We start from the raw sequence: 15,291 nt of genomic DNA, 5'->3' as shown, positions 1-15,291 counted from the left end.
CGGGGGCGGGGTTGTACGACATGGCCGGGGGCTGGCCGCCTACTGCGTTCGCGCGAGGGATCGCGTTTCTGTCCGGAAAGGGATGTCCGGCGAGGTCGTCGGAGTTGTCGCGCTTTTGGAGGGGCGTTTGTCATTATGATCATTCACCCGGTCGAGATCATATTCCATAATGGTCGGGTTCGGATTACCGCTTCGGTCAGTTGTCAGGCACAGGGCATTTCATGGCCCGAACAGCTTTGGTATGAGCTCCCTCGAGAGCTGGAAGACCGCTTAAGTCTGCGTGCGGACGGCTTTTTGGTCGCCCTGCTTCTTCAGGCGATGAGTCTGGGGGAGGATATCCATGTCGAGGGCGCGGTGTCGGGGCGGCTGTTGAGAAATCTGGAAATCTACCAGTCTGTCTTCAGTTCTTGGTTTCCCGCGGCATTGCGTCCCGTTGGGTTCATCCCGCGGGACATCATCGCTCCTCCGGCGATTGTCGGTCCTCCGGCGGTTGCCGCGGCATTTTCAGGGGGCGTGGATTCCACCTTGACTCTTTTGGACCATTCGGGGTTGGCCGAGACGGACGCGGCCTATCGGATCACCCATGTGCTTTTCGTCCACGGCTTCGATATCCCGCTCGCCGCTCCGGAGATCTACGACGCGTGGGCGGGACGGTTTCGCGCGTCCCTGCTGCCCTTGGGTGTCGAGCTGATCGAGGTGCAGACCAACGTTCGGCAGTTCGTCGATCGTCTGCCTTGGATTTGGACGCACGGGTCGGCCTTGGGGAGTGTGGCTTTGATGCTCGAGGCTATGTTGACGAGGTTCTATATCCCCGCCTCGTCGCCCTATTCGGACCTGGAACCATGGGGTTCTCATCCGATCACGGATCCTCTGATGTCGACGGAGACGATGGAGATTCACCACGATGGCTGTCTCCCGCGAGTCGACAAGATACTGCGGATCGCCGATTGGCCCGGCTCCAAATCAGGGCTGCGCGTCTGCTGGGAGCATCCGGATAGCTCTCGCAATTGTTGCCGCTGTCACAACTGCGTTATGACTATGATCGGGTTGGAGCTCGCAGGCACTTTATCGCACTCTACGACCTTTCCTGAGTCATTGGATTATCAAAGGGTATCTGAGCTCATCATCCCGATAGGGGAGATCCAGGAGTGCGAATCCACGATCGCTCGGGCGGTTAACTTGAATCGCGGTGATCTTGCGTCGCCTCTCGGGGCGGCGCTTCGGCGGAGCCGTCGGGAGGCTCGTATCGGGCGGGCGGCACGACATTTGAAGCAAATGAGAGAGGGTTTATGGCGTCGGCTTTTCAGATCGTCCGGAAACAGTTGAAAGGAGCAAGGATCATGCGGGAAGTGTCGGTCTCAGTGCTGGTGGATCGAGTGAAAGGACGCCTCCGGCGGTTGCTCAAGCGTCCGCATAGACGCGTGGATCTCGGCGACCTTCGGCGCACGGAGCCTTTTTGTCGTCGTTACGGTTTCAGCCGAGGGTTAGCGGTCGATCGTCGCTACATCGAGGATTTCATCGAGACGCAGCAGGCTTCCATCACCGGGCGGGTGCTGGAGGTGCTGAACAACAACTACACGCTTCGTTTCGGGGGCGATCGGGTTACTCGCTCGGACGTACTCGACATCAATCCGGCGAATCCCTCGGCGACTATTCGGGACGATCTGAGAAGTCTATCGACGATTCCGGATGAGGTGTTCGATTGCGTGATCTTGACACAGACCCTGCACCTGATCGACGACGACAATGCTGCTATTCGACAGGTTTATCGGATCCTCAAGCCCGGCGGAGCTTTACTGTTGACGGTGCCGTGCATCTCGAAGGTCGGCATGCATCCGGATGACTGTACTTGGTATCGGTTCTACACGGATGCCGGGATTCGGTATCTCTTGGAGCGGACGTTTCAGCCGTCGATGTTGTCCGTGGAAAGTCATGGGAACGTTTTGACGGCCGCAGCATACCTTTACGGCTTGGCTGTTCGAGATCTTGAGTCCGAATACTTTGAGGTGAATGATCCGGAATATTCTTTAATCGTTGCCGTGGCTGCTCGTAAGCAGTCGAGTTGAGATCAATGCTTGAGAAACACTGACAAGATGTCCCCGTCGAACTCGCATTGGCGCATTTCCGGGAACTGTGAGAAGAGACTTAATCAGGAATGCTTGCTAGGAAAAAACCGCAAAGCATCTCTGCGTGCACAGTTGGTGTTGTTTTTTACAGCACCAAAATTGCGGCCCGTCAGGGTGTACAGCGATTGCAGTGCGGGTCTTTTGTAGGGTCGCTTCGATCAAAAATCCGAAGCTCGTCTCGTTGGTTCGACGGTTCACCCACCTGGTCGGCCTTTTAGGTTCCTGGTAACTGTTCAGGTCGCTTGCCAAACAATCCCCTGGGGCGGTAAGTTAGCAACATGCCTCAGCCGCCATCGACAACCGACAGGCTCGACAGCAGTAAGCGTCCAGCGAACTACATCTATCCCGCGCACTGCGCGATCTGCAAGATGCCGCCATGTTCCACGCACCGAGGGGAAGAGCATGGCAGAGAAGCGGCGCAGTCGCGAGCAGTGGCGGGAGTTGGTCGGGGGCTGGCCGGGCAGTGGTCTGACGCAGGCGCAGTACTGCGAACGCTACGGTATTTCGACCGGGAGTCTATCGCGGTGGCGGGCCGTCTTCGGCCGGGAGCACCAAGCCGGCGGCGGGCGGGCGCGATCCCGCGCCGAGGCGCCGGTACGCTTGCTGCCGGTGGCGTTCAGCCAAGCCCTCGAGCCGCCGCGCAGTGATCGGGTGCTGACCGTGGTCTTCGGTGGCGGCGTGCGCCTGGAGGTCCCGCCCGGATTCGATGGCGCAACACTCGCGCGGGTGGTGGATGTGCTCGCGCAGCGTACGGCGGCATGATCGGCTTCGGCTTCGGCGCACGGACGCAGGTGTATCTGGCTGCAGGGGCCACGGACATGCGCAAACAGATCGACGGTCTTGCGGCCTTGGTGGTCGATGTGCTTCAGGCCGACCCGTTCTCGGATCATCTGTTCGTATTCTGTAATCGGGGCCGCGACAAGCTCAAGATTCTCTATTGGCACAACAACGGCTTTTGGCTGTGGTATCGGCGTTTGGAGCGCGAGCGGTTCTGGTGGCCGGCGCCGCAGAGCGTCGCACCGGTGATCCTCTCGATCCGCGAATTGGGCTGGTTGCTCGAAGGGCTCGATCCGCGCCGTGTCAAAGCCCATCGGCGGGCTGAATTCGATCTGCTTTAAACGCGATCACGCTCGAATCAAGGTCGGTATTCCGGTATCATTCACGCCATGGACGGCCCGCTTCAAACGCTTCCGAATGACCCCGAGATGCTCCACGGGATCATTGGCCGGTTGAGCGATCAACTGGCGCAATCCGAGCGCGAGCGGGCCGAACAGTCGCTGCGGTTGGAACAGCAATCCAATACCCTGCAGCAGCAGACCCGGCGCATTGATCAGTTGCTCGAAACCATCGAGCTGCTGCGACGCAAGCGCTTCGGCCGCAGTGCCGATCGCATTCCCGACAGTCAGCTCGGGCTGTTTGACGAGACCGAGCTCGAGGCGCTGATCGCCGAGCTGGAAGCCGAGCTACCGGCCGACACCCCGGCGCCGGCGACCACCGCCGCAGACACCGTCGCGCCGCCCAAGGGCAAGCCGGTGCGCCGGCCCCTACCGAGTCATCTGCCGCGGGTCGAGCGTCTCCTGGATCTGCCCGAGGCGGAGAAAGCCGCCATGGGCGAGGACTGGGTCTTGATCGGCTACGACAGCTCCGAGCAACTGGCGGTCATCCCCCGTCAGACCTACGTCATCCAATACAAGCGCGCCAAGTATGTCGCCCGTGACGAGGACGTGCCGGGCGCCGAGGCGGGGGTGAAGATCGCCCCGCGTCCGGCGCAGATCATCCCCAAATCCATCGCCCACAGCTCGCTGCTGGCCTCCATCGTGACGGCCAAGTTCGTCGATGCCCTGCCGCTGTATCGTCAGGAGAAGATCTTCGCACGCGAGGGCATCGCGCTCGGGCGCCAGACCATGGCGGGCTTGCTCATCCAACTGCAGGCCCCGCTGCAACCCGTCGCCGCGGCACTGCAGGATCTGCTGCGCCGGGGAGCGGTGGTGCATGTGGACGAGACGCCGGTGCAGGTCCTGCGCGAGCCCGGTCGCGAGAACACCCAAGACTCCTACATGTGGGTGTTCTGCGGCGGGCCGCCGGAGCAACCGGTGCGCTGGTTCGAGTATGCCCCGAGCCGAGCGGCGGAGGTTCCCCGTCGGGTGCTGTTCCCCGCCGACGTCGATCCGCCGCCGCTGCCCTTTTATCTGCAATCCGACGGCTACAGCGCCTATGGTGTCCTCGCCGGTGCGCCCGGGATCATCGGCCACGCCGGATGTTGGGCGCACGTGCGGCGCAAGTTCGTCGATGCCGCCAACGGACGCAACGCCGGTGCCGCGCAGCAGATGGTGGCCCTGATCGGCGAGCTCTATGCGGTGGAGCGGCGCGTTCGCGACGCCGATCCCGAGACCCGGCTGCGCGGGCGTGCCGAGTACAGCCGCCCGATCCTCATGCGCATCCGCCGGTGGCTGGATCGCACCGCCACCCGCGTCCTTCCCAAGAGTTTGCTCGGCGAAGCCATCGGCTATGCCCTCGGCCAATGGCCGATCCTCATCACCTTCCTCGAGGACGGACACCTGGACATCGACAACAACACCGCCGAGAACGCCATCCGGCCCTTTGTGCTCGGACGAAAAAACTGGCTCTTCGCCGGCAGTCCGAAGGGTGCCGAAACCAGCGCGCTGCTCTACAGCCTGATCGAAACCGCCAAGGCCAATGGCCTGGAGCCTTGGGCCTACCTCAATCACCTCTTCGAGCACCTGCCCGGTGCCAAGTCCCCGGAGGCGGTCGCGGCGCTGCTGCCTACAACCTGAAAATGGACGACCTCAAAAGGGAAGGGTCAATCCGGTAGTTCGCCGGACGCTTACCGACAGCAAAGATGTCGAACTGGTCCGGTTGCGCGCGCAGAACGCCGAGCAGGCGAAACAGATCGCCGAGCTGCTCCAACGTATCCGCGAGCTGGAAGCGCGCTTGGGCAAGGATAGCCACAACTCCAGCAAGCCCCCATCCTCGGATCCGCCGTTCAAGAAACCGCCGCCGCGCTCGCGCCGCGTGCGCAGCGGCAAGAAGCCCGGTGGTCAGAAGGATCATCCCGGCGCCACCCGAGCGCTGGTCGAGGATCCCGAGCACCGCATCGTTGTGCCCCTGGAGGGGCTGTGCAGCTGCGGGCGCGACTGCGCCGAGGTGGCTGTCGAGGTCTTGCCCGAGCGCCGTCAGGTCATCGATCTGGTGGTGCACCGCGAGGTCACCGAGTATCGCACCGCGACCGGCGTGTGTGCCTGCGGCCAGGTGCATCGCAGTGTCTTCCCGGACGCGGTCGGCGCCCCGGTGCAATACGGCCCCGGGCTGTCGGTCTTGGCGGTGTATTTGACCGACTACCAAAACCTGCCCTATCGGCGCAGCGCCGAGCTGATCGGTGTCTTGGCGGGCATCACGCTCTCCCCGGCCACTTTGGTCAGCATGGGTCGCAAAGCGGCGGCGCGCCTGGCGGCACCCGTGGCGGCGATCGGTCAATCCATCGTGCGCAGCGCCGTGGCCCATGCCGATGAAACGGGGATGCGCGTCGCCGGCGCCCTGCAGTGGCTGCATGTGCTGAGCACCTCGGTGCTGACGTTTTACGCCGTGCACGCCAAGCGCGGCGCCGCGGCGTTGACCGGCATCGGCCTGCTCGACGGCTTTCGCGGCATCCTGGTCCACGACCACTGGCGGGCGTACTTGAGCACCCCGGCACAGCATGCCTTCTGCAATGCCCATCACCTGCGCGAGCTTATCGCCCTGGCCGAAGCCGACCCCGTGCTGTCCTGGCCCAAGCGGCTGATCACCCTGCTGTGCGAGGCCAACGACGCCACCATCGCCGCCCGCGCGGCCGGGCTCGACGCCCTTCCCGATGGGGTGGTCGCCGACGTCTTCACCCGTTACGACACCATCCTCGCCGAGGGGGCCTTCTTTCATCCCCAGCGCCTGCCGCCACCGGGCAGTCGACGACGGGTCAAACAGACGCCGGCCTACAACCTGGTCGCGCGCCTGCGCACCCACCGCGACGAGGTCATGCGGTTTGTCACGGACCTGCGCGTCCCCTTCGACAATAACCAAGCCGAACGCGACCTGCGCATGCCCAAGCTCAAGCAGAAGGTCTCGGGCTGTTTCCGCGCGCCCGAAGGTGCCGCGGCCTTCGCCACGGTACGCTCCTATCTGTCCACCCTGCGCAAGCAGTCGATCGATCTCTATCCCGCCCTGGTGATGACCTTCCGGGGTCAGCCTCCAATGCCCCGCCTGCCGTAAGGCAGTTGGCTACCTGAACAGTTACAACGATTCAAGATCAACCTGAACAGATTGGATGGGCAAAGCGCGTCGGCGCAACTGCTCGCTTTGATGCCGGCGCGGGGTTGGGCGCGCTATGCAATCTCACAACCGGCTTAAGGCGTCAAGCATCTGTATGCTTTGTTTCTGAATCACTTACCTTGGACGGTCGAACTCTGCTACGAAGCTCTCTCCTCGCCAACCCCGCCAAGGCGACTCCTATGATTATCCCCATCGCGGGACCGATGGTTGGAATTGGAGTAGATGTCGGGGGCGGCGGACAACTATCCCCGTCGCGAACCGCCCAAGCGTAGCTCAAAAATTGACTCGTCTTAAGACCATAGCCTTGACGGCCGCCAAACGACTCCTGCGGCGGTTGATCAAAGAATCTTCCCGTGTTGAATCCATACGCCCGGTTCTCATCGAACTCTGTACCTAACCAATAGTTATCGTTCTGCATGTTTATAAAAAAAACATTCAACTCGTCACTCAAGTTGATATACATCCCGGAAGCATCGTCGCAAGTTTGACGTGGGGTGCAAGTAGCGGGCACGTTTTGGAGGTTTGGGCCTCCGAGCGCGTACCATAGGTGCCCCATTTCGCTTTGATTACAGCTGTAACTTTTATTCGGACAAATGACGCTAGCGTCTCTGTTTGTCGCCGACGGTAGCCGCCAGTCGCTGAAGCCAGCAAACTCCAGCTGATCGGCCCACGCTGCAGCCTCGCCCCAGGTCATCAAGCCGTCGGAGTCGTATCCCGACGTTTGAGCATAGTTGGCATCTTGGAGCCAAGTCAGGTCGAACTCCTCGTCGTAGATCATGCCGGACCCGCAGCTTCTGAGAGCCGCGTCGGCCGAACCGAAGGCGATTGCGAAGATAATGCTAGTGGCGATTGTGGCCGAGGCCCGATAAGATCTGAACTTAGTATTCAATGAGAAACTCCTTGTCGCTGTCGATGCCATAGTTATGCAGGGTTGTTGCTCAGGTCACTAAGTGCGCCGCCTCCTAGCCGCGACTAGGTTGAAGCCGGCACCCATTCGGACGTGTACGGTCCGCTGCAGTCGTTACGAGGATCGAGGCTATCGAAAATTTGGGTATTATTCAAGTCTCTTGATTCCAATCTCGCGCACATTTTGCATACCGAGAAATATTCCGTTTGAGCTAGGTTAGGCGCCGATGATGCTCGGCTTCGCGTATGCTCACGCCCGTACGAGATCGAAATAACGGCTTCGCATTGACTAAGCCGGATGAGAACCGCTCGGCGCGGCATTTCCTCTTCGCAGGCCGGTGGAAAATGCGAGGTCAGCCGGGGCGCTGTTCTCGGGGCGTCCCCGGGTACATGGCACTAAGAGCCGAACTGGATCGCGCCCAGCGCGTTATGCGGCGTTTTGGGATGGGATCGGCTCCGGCAGGCATGACCGCTAAAGTTGGCGCGGTTTAAGGTGTGGAAAAATATATTATTTGAAGCCGCAATTACGATAAGGGTTTTGGATGCACCGAACGTCGAACTCACTCGAAAATGAGCATCTCACTCTGGAAGCGTTCTAAACGTGTCGCCTGTTTGCCGTGGTCAGGGATCTCGGAGATGATTGTTCACCTTACAACCGTCGAGGTGGCAGATCAGAAAGCGGTGTCCGGCATGAGAGTCCGTCTCTTCTTCACACGCGATCTGAGAGCATCCACAAGCACAGCAGGCGCGGTACAAGAGTCGAAGAGGGTCCTGTGCGCTTCGAAGATCGGCAAGCCCTTCGGATGAAGCAACTGCTACAGGTTTTATACGGATGCCGGGATTCGGTATCCTTTGAATGCGACGTTCCGGCCGTCGATCTTTTCTGTGGAAACGAGCCGACGAAGATCCTGACGTTAGACATTCTTCTCCTTTTGCTCTCGTTCCGTTTCTTCCGGTACCCTCGACTTCGCCGATGATTTTGGTTTTCTGCACGTCAAATGCTCACTCTTCGCGGCGTTGGCTCTGAGTCACGCATCGGCAACAATAGTCGCAGCTATTTATGCGAACAGCTCTTTTGGAGATATTTTGTTTCCGGTTTCGATCGTCTTTTATGCTTCTACGGCTCTTTTTTGTATGCTCTGGATGCGCCGGTTTCTGTTCGGTCCGATGGAGTGAATTTGGAGGACGCTTCTGTACGGACGACATCAAACTATGTTGCGGGACCATCGGTAGTATCACGCAAGCCAAGTCGTCGTTATTATGTATTTTTAGCCAGCCTGCCATCGGCGGAAGTTGGGCTTTCGATGATCAGCCCAGCGTACGGGTATCGACGTTCCCGGTAATCGCCTTAGGAGATTTCCGGGAATAAGCATCCCGACTGCGAATGCCTGGGCGACCTGAAGGGCTGAGCGTGCGAATAAATTCGCACTTACACGGCGTTAGCCCATTTCCGGAAATCATCTTAAGACCATGGTCGACGGCGCGCCCATTTGACGGGGGCCAAGAGTGCGTTTCCGATTCGGCAGGGTAGGGAGCGCATTGCGATCCGGCTGGCTTGCTCGGTGATGACGGCGTCGCGCCCCAGCTCCATCCGAAAGATGACATCAGCAACCCGACTACGATAGGTTTCCAGGTGATTCTCGACGATCTTTTTCATAAGGTCAGGGCGATGCCGCTTCGCTGTTTTCAGTAGCGAGCCGGGTGTATCGCGATAGTCGAAGAGGACCTCGGGGATGGCGTGGATTCGCCAGCCATGCTCGGTTACGCCGATCCAGAAATCCCAGTCTTCGAAGCCACGTAGTTCCTCGTCGTAACCGCCGGCATCCTCCCAACATCGATAGCGGAAGAGGGCATTCCCGCAGCAGTTATTCTCGATCAGAAAATCGCTGACGGTCCCGCCCTTCGGTCGCCAAATATGGCCGTCGAGTCCGGTTTTGGAGCCGAACCGAATGACGTGACAGGTGACAACGCCGACGTCCGGATTGTTCTCGAGGATAGGCACTGCCTTTTCGAGAAAGGTGGAATGGAAGCGATCGTCGGCGTCAAGGGTCAGGATGAGCTCGCCGCGACTGCGTTGAATCCCGTAGTTGCGTGCTGAAGCTAGGTGGCCGTTGCTCTTGCGATGGATACTGACCTGCGGTATCCGGATGGCCTCGAGCACGGCGAGGCTTTGCGGGTCGTCGGACCCGTCGTCGACGACAATGACCTCGAAGTCCCGATAGGTTTGGGCCAAGATGCTGTCGATCGCCTCCATCAGAAAACGGCCGTGGTTGTAGAAGGGGATAACCACGCTTACGAGTCCCGGCTTTCTATTCATCCGTCACCTATCATGTTTCAAGACGGCGGCTACTCCGGACGCTGTGTGCCGTTTTCCGAGATGCGCGTTCGGGTCGTCGGGAAGATGCGGTTTAACGGGGCCGCAAGCCGTAGAAGGCGTCGTCGCAATGCAGCATACCGCGGCCTTTGTAGTGTTAGGAAACGCTCGCGCGTCAACCGACGGATCCTCGGGTCGGTCTTTGTCGAGGTTGCGAGGTAATGGTCGAGCCACCGCAGGAAGGCGATGCGTGATTTCTTGTCTTCGCCGCTGTACATGGATCGGTGCCAGCAGGAGTCCTCGCGCTGCCGATAGCGCTCGAGATAGCCAGACTGGACCCAGACCGTTCCGATGCAGAACAATTTCGCCAGCAATACCTGGTCCTCGTAGAGGCGTCCGATGGCGTGGTCGAAGCCGCCGATACGGTCCATGAGTGAACGCTTGGCCACGAAGCTGCAGATGCATGGAACGGCCCCCGCACCGCCGAGGAGGATCGGGACGAGCGTCGGCGGGCGAACGAGTGTATCGGTTTGGATTCGAAAGGTGGGTAGGTGATCTTTCTCGGTATTTTCCGGCTTTCCGGTCCAGCTATGCCAATATAGGGTATTCCCGAAAACCATGTCGGCTTCTGGATGACCTTCCAGGACAGCGAGCTGCGTCGCCAGCTTATGCGGAAGGAAGACGTCGTCGGCGTCGATGAAGGCAACGAAGTCGCCTGTCGCTGCGGCGAGGCCGAGGTTCCGCGATGCCCCCTGACCCCGATTGGCATGATTCGGGTGAGCCAGGTAACGGATCTGTTCCGGATGTTGCTCTGCGTAAGCCTTGGCGATTTGAGTGCTGCCGTCGTCCGAGCCGTCATCGATCAAAAGAAGCTCCCAATCACAATAGGATTGGGCGAGCACGCTTTCGATTGTTTCCGCGATGAATGGCGCTGCGTTGAAGAAGGGCGTGATGACGGACACTCGGGCGCGCCTCGCGATCCCGTTGACGCCAAGGCGTTCCCTGGTCTCCGTCGAACTCCTCCTCGCGATCCCCAGGGCGACGGGGACGCGGTCGGTAAAAAAGCGCTGCCATCTTGCGGCGTCTTGGCCGGCTTGGGTGGCCAACCTGGCGCGCAGTGCGACGTCGTCGAAAATGGCGACCATGTCCTGGATCTGTCTCGGCTGCGATAAAGGCCAGGCGAGTCGTTGGTCATCCCAGTAGGCGGCAAGCCCCAGTGCCTTTTGGCGGTAGTAGTCACCGTCGTAGAGCGCGATAGCGGGCACGCCGTGCTGAAGCGCGAAGGTGCAGAAATGATAGGAGACGCCGAGCGCGCCGAAAGCCTGTCCGAGGAGGGCCTTCGCGAGAGAGGGAGTCCACGAGACGTCGTGGAGGATCTGAATGCCCCCTTTCGGAGCGTACTCGGCGAGTCTTTGCCCGCTGGCGAGGTCGCTGTCGCCCGGATCGAGAGCGATGGGGACAACGAGGACGGGCATTGCGTAGTGTCTGCCGAGCGCGCTCGCCTGGCTGGCGAGCGTGCGGAGCGATTGCTCGGCGACCGGAGAGTAGAGGCTGACGCGGATGTTGACGGCGATGAAGCGTCCCGACTCGATACCCTGTGCGTCGAGGAGGGCGCGGACCTCATTCGACTCGGCGTCCGGAAGCCCAAAGGTGTCGTCGCCTACGACCGGATAACGTCCCGGATCCAACTGTGCCATGCGACAAATGCGCACCGATTCGGTCGGCTCGCGAATCCCGATCAGGCGGACCTTGCGCAGGGCGCGCGCCAGTGCTTGCCGACTCGCCCGGTGCCGGATCGGACCGATCTGCTGCCCGCTGAGGACGATGGGTTTGCCGAGGGCGGAAAAGCTATGAATAAGGCAGGCTCGTTGCCAGATCTCGTTGTCGAAGACATCGTTGAGATCGCCGCCCCCGGCGACGAAGAGCGCATCGAATCGGGCAACCCAATCGATCGCCGCCATCCGCGTTCCATCGACATCCACGCGTGCTTGCTCCGGGTCGGTCAGACCTTGAGCGAGCAGGAACAGATAAAGCAGGCGTCGATTCTTGGGGGAGAGGGCGCGGAGGAGACGTGCACGGATGCCTCCGCCGCGACGTGGAATTTTGTAGGGTGGCGGCAAGTGATAGTCGACTCGCTCGATGCCGGGCAGGTTCCAGATCCTGTCATCGAGCGGACAGTCCTTGACGAAGAGCTGGATCTCCGTGCCATACGCGCGAAGCTGGTGTAAAGCGGCCTCGAGCATGCCCAGGTCGCCGAGATTATCATAGGCGCCGTGATCGACGAGTAGCTTCATCGTATCCTCTGGGTTGATCCCTCACTCATTCCGCGCCTCGGGTCGGTGGCTCTTCTGGGGATCGAGGATGCGTCAACCGATTAAAAGCGACGCGCATTCGTTTGCGTGCGCCCCGGATCCAATGACGTGGGCCTTTGCGTAACTGCGCAATCCAAGGGTAGCGATAGGGCACGAGTTCGCGGAGCAGTGCAAGCCGGAGCCAAGGGTCCCGAATGCCTTCCGATGCGAAATAGCCGTCTGCCCAGTCGAGGAGCGGCAGTCGGAGCGCTCTGGAAACGCCGCTTCGTTCGGCGACGGCGCAGCAACTTTCCTCATGCTGGCGATACCAGGCCCAGCATGCGTCGGCGACATAGACTGGGTGCGAAAGACAGAGTTTGATGAAGAATGCTTGGTCCTCGAACATGCCACGAAAGGCTTCCTGGAAGCCTCCGACCTCTTCATAGACTTGCCGACGAATCAGCGCATTGCAGGTGGTCGGTGTTTGGACGCGGTTCTCGAGCATGAGGAACACCAGGCGTGGCGGCTCGATCAGGCGATCGGGTTCGACGCCTAAGTCGTAGACATGATCCGCCGACACGTCCGGGTTTTCAGTCCAGCTATACCAAATGAGGCTGCGCCCATAGAGCATTGCGGCCCGCGGATGTGCCTCTAGCAATGGGACCTGCTCTGTGAGCTTTTCGGGAACCCAGACATCGTCGGCATCCAGGAAGGCTAGATAGTCGCCGCGAGAGGCTCGAGCCCCGAGATTTCGCGAAGCACTCATGCCGCGATTGACGTGGTCGGGGTGCTCGAGATAGCGGATTCGGTCCGGGTGCTTGGATGCGACTTCCCGCGCGATCGCCGTCGAGCCGTCGGAGGAGCCGTCATCCACAAGGAGGAGCTCCCAGGTGTCGTATGTCTGCGCGAGGATACTGTCGATCGCCTCGCGCAGAAACCGCTCGGCGTCGAGAAAGATGATGATGCAGCTCACCAGCGGGCGTGTGTCCATGGCGGGCCTCTCGGTCTCGACTCAGTGACGGGCGGGTTTACCGCGCCGGAGTTCGGCAAGGTGTCGGGCGAAGATCTCGCCGTTCCAATCCAGGACGCCGGCGCGGGGCAGGCGGAAGGGGTCGCTGCGATTGGTGACGAGGTCGCGGCGCGTGCTGCACGCCCCCAGAAATCCGGCCTCCCGGACTAGGCCGGCGGTTTGGGAATCGAAGTCGCCGTGTGGATATGCAAAGCTTCCGATGCGATGCCCGGTGATCTCGGCGAGGCGATCGCGACTCTGAAAAATCTCGAGTCGCTGCGTCTCCGGCGTGCAAATCGGCAGGGAAGGATGTGTGACGGAATGGGCACCGAGCTCGACCACGCCGCCTGCATCGAGTCTTCCGAGCTCCTCGGCCGTCATCGGGCGGACGCCGGGCCTCGCCTGCTTGGTTGTTCCCGCCCAAGCTGCCAAGTTGCGGAGGGCGGTGGTGCGGCTCTCCTGCGGACTCCGATAAAGGCATCCCCAGATATCGTGGAAGAAGGCGTGGCGCGGTGTCGGATACGGCTCCGGAATCCTCCATGCCCGACTGGATGCCACCTGCTCGGGAGTGAGCGTTCTGGCCTCCCCGAGCTCCCAACTCCTCTTGAACTCCCCGAGGTCGAGATCGAGCCTATCCGGCAGTGTGCCGGGCTGGAGAAGGAGACGTTCGATGTCGTCCCACCAATACTCGCGTGAGCTGCCGATGTATCCGGTGGCGACGAAGATGGTTGCGGGTATGCCGTATCGCTCGAGCAGCGGAGCGGCCTGCTCCAGGTTGTCGATGTATCCGTCGTCGAAGGTCACGGCCACGGCGTTGCGGGGCACACGTCCGGATTGGACCGCTGTCGCCAGTTGGGTCAAGTTCAGGACAGGCCCATGACTGGACAGGACGTCGAGTTGTTCTGCGAAATGCTGCGGTGAAACACAGAGGCCCCACGGGTCCGAGTCACTCTCGGCGATGCGGTGATACATGAGGACCAGTGCCTTGGGGGCGATGCGATCCCTGACTCGTCGAGCCCAGGAGCGTGCCTTACGCAGTGCGGTGCTCATGTTCCAGTACTGTCCGTTTTCAGTAGGGAAGAACTCGTCGCGGATCCATGCGGTGTGGGCATGCTGACGAAGCCGGAGGCGGTCGAGACCGGATGCTCGGCGACAATTTGCCGAATGATAGACGTAAAGACAGCCTTGTAGTTTTCCGGGGAGTAGGTTGATCGCGCAATCCTCCATGACTCGACCGCCATGTCTTTCAAGGCGTCGGCGGGTTGGCCGGCGATCCGACGTGTCGCTTCCATCAAAGATTCGACCGTGACCGACCCGTGCATAAACGACCCGAGCATGAGACCTAAGCTCTCGTCGATGTCAATGCCGGATTCGCGACTGATGATGGGAATCAGTCCGGCCTGCATGCAGGTGACCACGGCGCCGGCCGCACCCTCTGCGCAGGAGGGGTAAATCAGTCCGATACATTCGTTTGCGAGCTGCTGAAACTCGTGCCCGCCGACATCGATCCAACCGTGCGTCCTGATGTTCGGTGTTTCGTAAAGCTCTTTGTGAAATGCCTTCGCAAAGTCGGGCTCCTGGCTGATCGGTCCGCAGACCGTGAGTCGATATTCGGGCATCCTCGCGAAAGCGGCGAGAACCAGATCCAGGCCTTTCTGGATAAACCCCCGGCTTCCCAGCCAAATAAAATGATGACGGACTCTCCCTAGATCCTTGTTTATCGGGCATGGATAAAGGCGAACGGCCGGGTTGGGCAACTGGAAGACCGGTGTATTGCCAAATCGGTAGGTTTCGTAGGTCACCTCATTACCGAGCAGGGTGGCATAGTCCGCAGAATCTATCGCCCAAGTCGGCTCCAACAGCTTGTAGCTGGCGAGTGCTACGTGGCGTTCACGGCGCACCTCGAGGCAGCGGTTCAACGCCGCCGCGTTGTTGTGCAGCCAATGCGCGGTGTCGAGATGAACGATCTTGATGGTCTCGCGCGGAAGACGCTTGGCGATGAGCTCGAAATTGACGCGTGAGGAGATGAAGAGGTCGTAGCGGATGTGCGGGTGAAAGGTTGTATTCCGATAGCTGATGACGTCGACGGCGTAACCGAGCTCCAGCAATGCGTCGACGATCGCGACGGCTTCGGCGAAGTGGTTGTGGCTCGTGCGCAGGGAGTCTGGCGTTCCGCGAATAAATGCTTGAACGATGTGGGCTAGCAGTACACGACCTTGCTGCGGACCGGGCGGACGAAACGAGATGAATGCGGTTTCATGAGGCAAGACATGCCTTTGAAGACGTGCACAGATCCGTCTGATCAGGTTGCGCATAATATCC

General features: G+C 60.5%; 12 protein-coding genes. 6 read left to right on the top strand and 6 right to left on the bottom strand.

Going from position 1 to position 15,291, the window contains the following annotated elements; translation table 11 throughout:
• Positions 1 to 135: 135 nt before the first annotated feature.
• The 6 genes from BDD21_RS24420 to tnpC (BDD21_RS24395) all read left to right on the top strand — a co-directional run bounded on the left by BDD21_RS24420 (position 136) and on the right by tnpC (BDD21_RS24395) (position 6,389).
• Positions 136 to 1,326 (top strand): hypothetical protein, encoded by a 1,191-nt coding sequence (locus BDD21_RS24420; protein WP_120799388.1) that lies wholly within the window; start codon positions 136 to 138, stop codon positions 1,324 to 1,326.
• 14 nt (positions 1,327 to 1,340) lie between these two features.
• Positions 1,341 to 2,066 (top strand): class I SAM-dependent methyltransferase, encoded by a 726-nt coding sequence (locus BDD21_RS24415; protein WP_170164888.1) that lies wholly within the window; start codon positions 1,341 to 1,343, stop codon positions 2,064 to 2,066.
• Between the two features lie 462 nt (positions 2,067 to 2,528).
• The gene (gene tnpA, locus BDD21_RS24410; RefSeq protein WP_120799386.1) at positions 2,529 to 2,888 is read left to right on the top strand and encodes an IS66 family insertion sequence element accessory protein TnpA; all 360 of its coding nucleotides are present in this window, start codon (positions 2,529 to 2,531) and stop codon (positions 2,886 to 2,888) included.
• A complete protein-coding gene (gene tnpB / locus BDD21_RS24405; RefSeq protein WP_120799385.1) occupies positions 2,885 to 3,244 on the top strand; it encodes an IS66 family insertion sequence element accessory protein TnpB in 360 nt (119 codons plus the stop codon). Before tnpA ends, tnpB begins: the two co-directional genes overlap by 4 nt.
• 111 nt (positions 3,245 to 3,355) lie before the next feature.
• Entirely contained in the window at positions 3,356 to 4,921 is a 1,566-nt protein-coding gene (tnpC, locus tag BDD21_RS24400; protein ID WP_245969801.1) for an IS66 family transposase, read from the top strand.
• An 82-nt stretch (positions 4,922 to 5,003) separates the two neighbouring features.
• Positions 5,004 to 6,389: an IS66 family transposase gene (gene tnpC, locus BDD21_RS24395; RefSeq protein ID WP_170164887.1), complete on the top strand. Its 1,386-nt coding sequence runs from the start codon at positions 5,004 to 5,006 to the stop codon at positions 6,387 to 6,389.
• A gap of 142 nt (positions 6,390 to 6,531) precedes the next feature.
• Here tnpC (BDD21_RS24395) and BDD21_RS29310 read toward each other — a convergent pair whose 3' ends face one another.
• The 6 genes from BDD21_RS29310 to BDD21_RS28085 form a co-directional block, all read right to left on the bottom strand.
• On the bottom strand, positions 6,532 to 7,227 hold the full coding sequence (locus BDD21_RS29310; RefSeq protein WP_211335156.1) for an Lcl domain-containing protein: 696 nt from the start codon (positions 7,225 to 7,227) through the stop codon (positions 6,532 to 6,534).
• A gap of 1,590 nt (positions 7,228 to 8,817) precedes the next feature.
• Positions 8,818 to 9,672, bottom strand: coding sequence for a glycosyltransferase family 2 protein (locus BDD21_RS24385; RefSeq protein ID WP_120799381.1), 855 nt, complete (start codon positions 9,670 to 9,672; stop codon positions 8,818 to 8,820).
• Positions 9,673 to 9,701: 29 nt separating this feature from the next.
• A complete protein-coding gene (locus BDD21_RS24380; RefSeq protein ID WP_120799380.1) occupies positions 9,702 to 11,963 on the bottom strand; it encodes a glycosyltransferase in 2,262 nt (753 codons plus the stop codon).
• A gap of 25 nt (positions 11,964 to 11,988) precedes the next feature.
• Positions 11,989 to 12,951, bottom strand: coding sequence for a glycosyltransferase family 2 protein (locus BDD21_RS24375; protein ID WP_120799379.1), 963 nt, complete (start codon positions 12,949 to 12,951; stop codon positions 11,989 to 11,991).
• 21 nt (positions 12,952 to 12,972) lie between these two features.
• The gene (locus tag BDD21_RS24370; RefSeq protein WP_170164885.1) at positions 12,973 to 14,019 is read right to left on the bottom strand and encodes a polysaccharide deacetylase family protein; all 1,047 of its coding nucleotides are present in this window, start codon (positions 14,017 to 14,019) and stop codon (positions 12,973 to 12,975) included.
• Positions 14,016 to 15,284, bottom strand: coding sequence for a glycosyltransferase family protein (locus BDD21_RS28085; protein ID WP_170164884.1), 1,269 nt, complete (start codon positions 15,282 to 15,284; stop codon positions 14,016 to 14,018). The genes BDD21_RS24370 and BDD21_RS28085 overlap by 4 nt, the downstream gene beginning before the upstream one ends.
• Positions 15,285 to 15,291 lie beyond the last annotated feature (7 nt).

The organism is Thiocapsa rosea (assembly GCF_003634315.1).
Lineage (GTDB): Bacteria > Pseudomonadota > Gammaproteobacteria > Chromatiales > Chromatiaceae > Thiocapsa > Thiocapsa rosea.
The sequence above is the reverse complement of the archived record's forward strand: the minus strand, read 5'-3'. Positions and strand labels throughout refer to the sequence as shown.

Coding starts and splice junctions, on each gene's coding strand:
- BDD21_RS24420 (WP_120799388.1), top strand. CDS start 136: ATGATCATTCACCCGGTCGAGATCATATTCCATAATGGTCGGGTTCGG.
- BDD21_RS24415 (WP_170164888.1), top strand. CDS start 1,341: ATGCGGGAAGTGTCGGTCTCAGTGCTGGTGGATCGAGTGAAAGGACGC.
- BDD21_RS24385 (WP_120799381.1), bottom strand. CDS start 9,672: ATGAATAGAAAGCCGGGACTCGTAAGCGTGGTTATCCCCTTCTACAAC.
- BDD21_RS24370 (WP_170164885.1), bottom strand. CDS start 14,019: ATGAGCACCGCACTGCGTAAGGCACGCTCCTGGGCTCGACGAGTCAGG.
- BDD21_RS24375 (WP_120799379.1), bottom strand. CDS start 12,951: ATGGACACACGCCCGCTGGTGAGCTGCATCATCATCTTTCTCGACGCC.
- tnpA (WP_120799386.1), top strand. CDS start 2,529: ATGGCAGAGAAGCGGCGCAGTCGCGAGCAGTGGCGGGAGTTGGTCGGG.
- BDD21_RS29310 (WP_211335156.1), bottom strand. CDS start 7,227: ATGATCTACGACGAGGAGTTCGACCTGACTTGGCTCCAAGATGCCAAC.
- tnpB (WP_120799385.1), top strand. CDS start 2,885: ATGATCGGCTTCGGCTTCGGCGCACGGACGCAGGTGTATCTGGCTGCA.
- BDD21_RS28085 (WP_170164884.1), bottom strand. CDS start 15,284: ATGCGCAACCTGATCAGACGGATCTGTGCACGTCTTCAAAGGCATGTC.
- BDD21_RS24380 (WP_120799380.1), bottom strand. CDS start 11,963: ATGAAGCTACTCGTCGATCACGGCGCCTATGATAATCTCGGCGACCTG.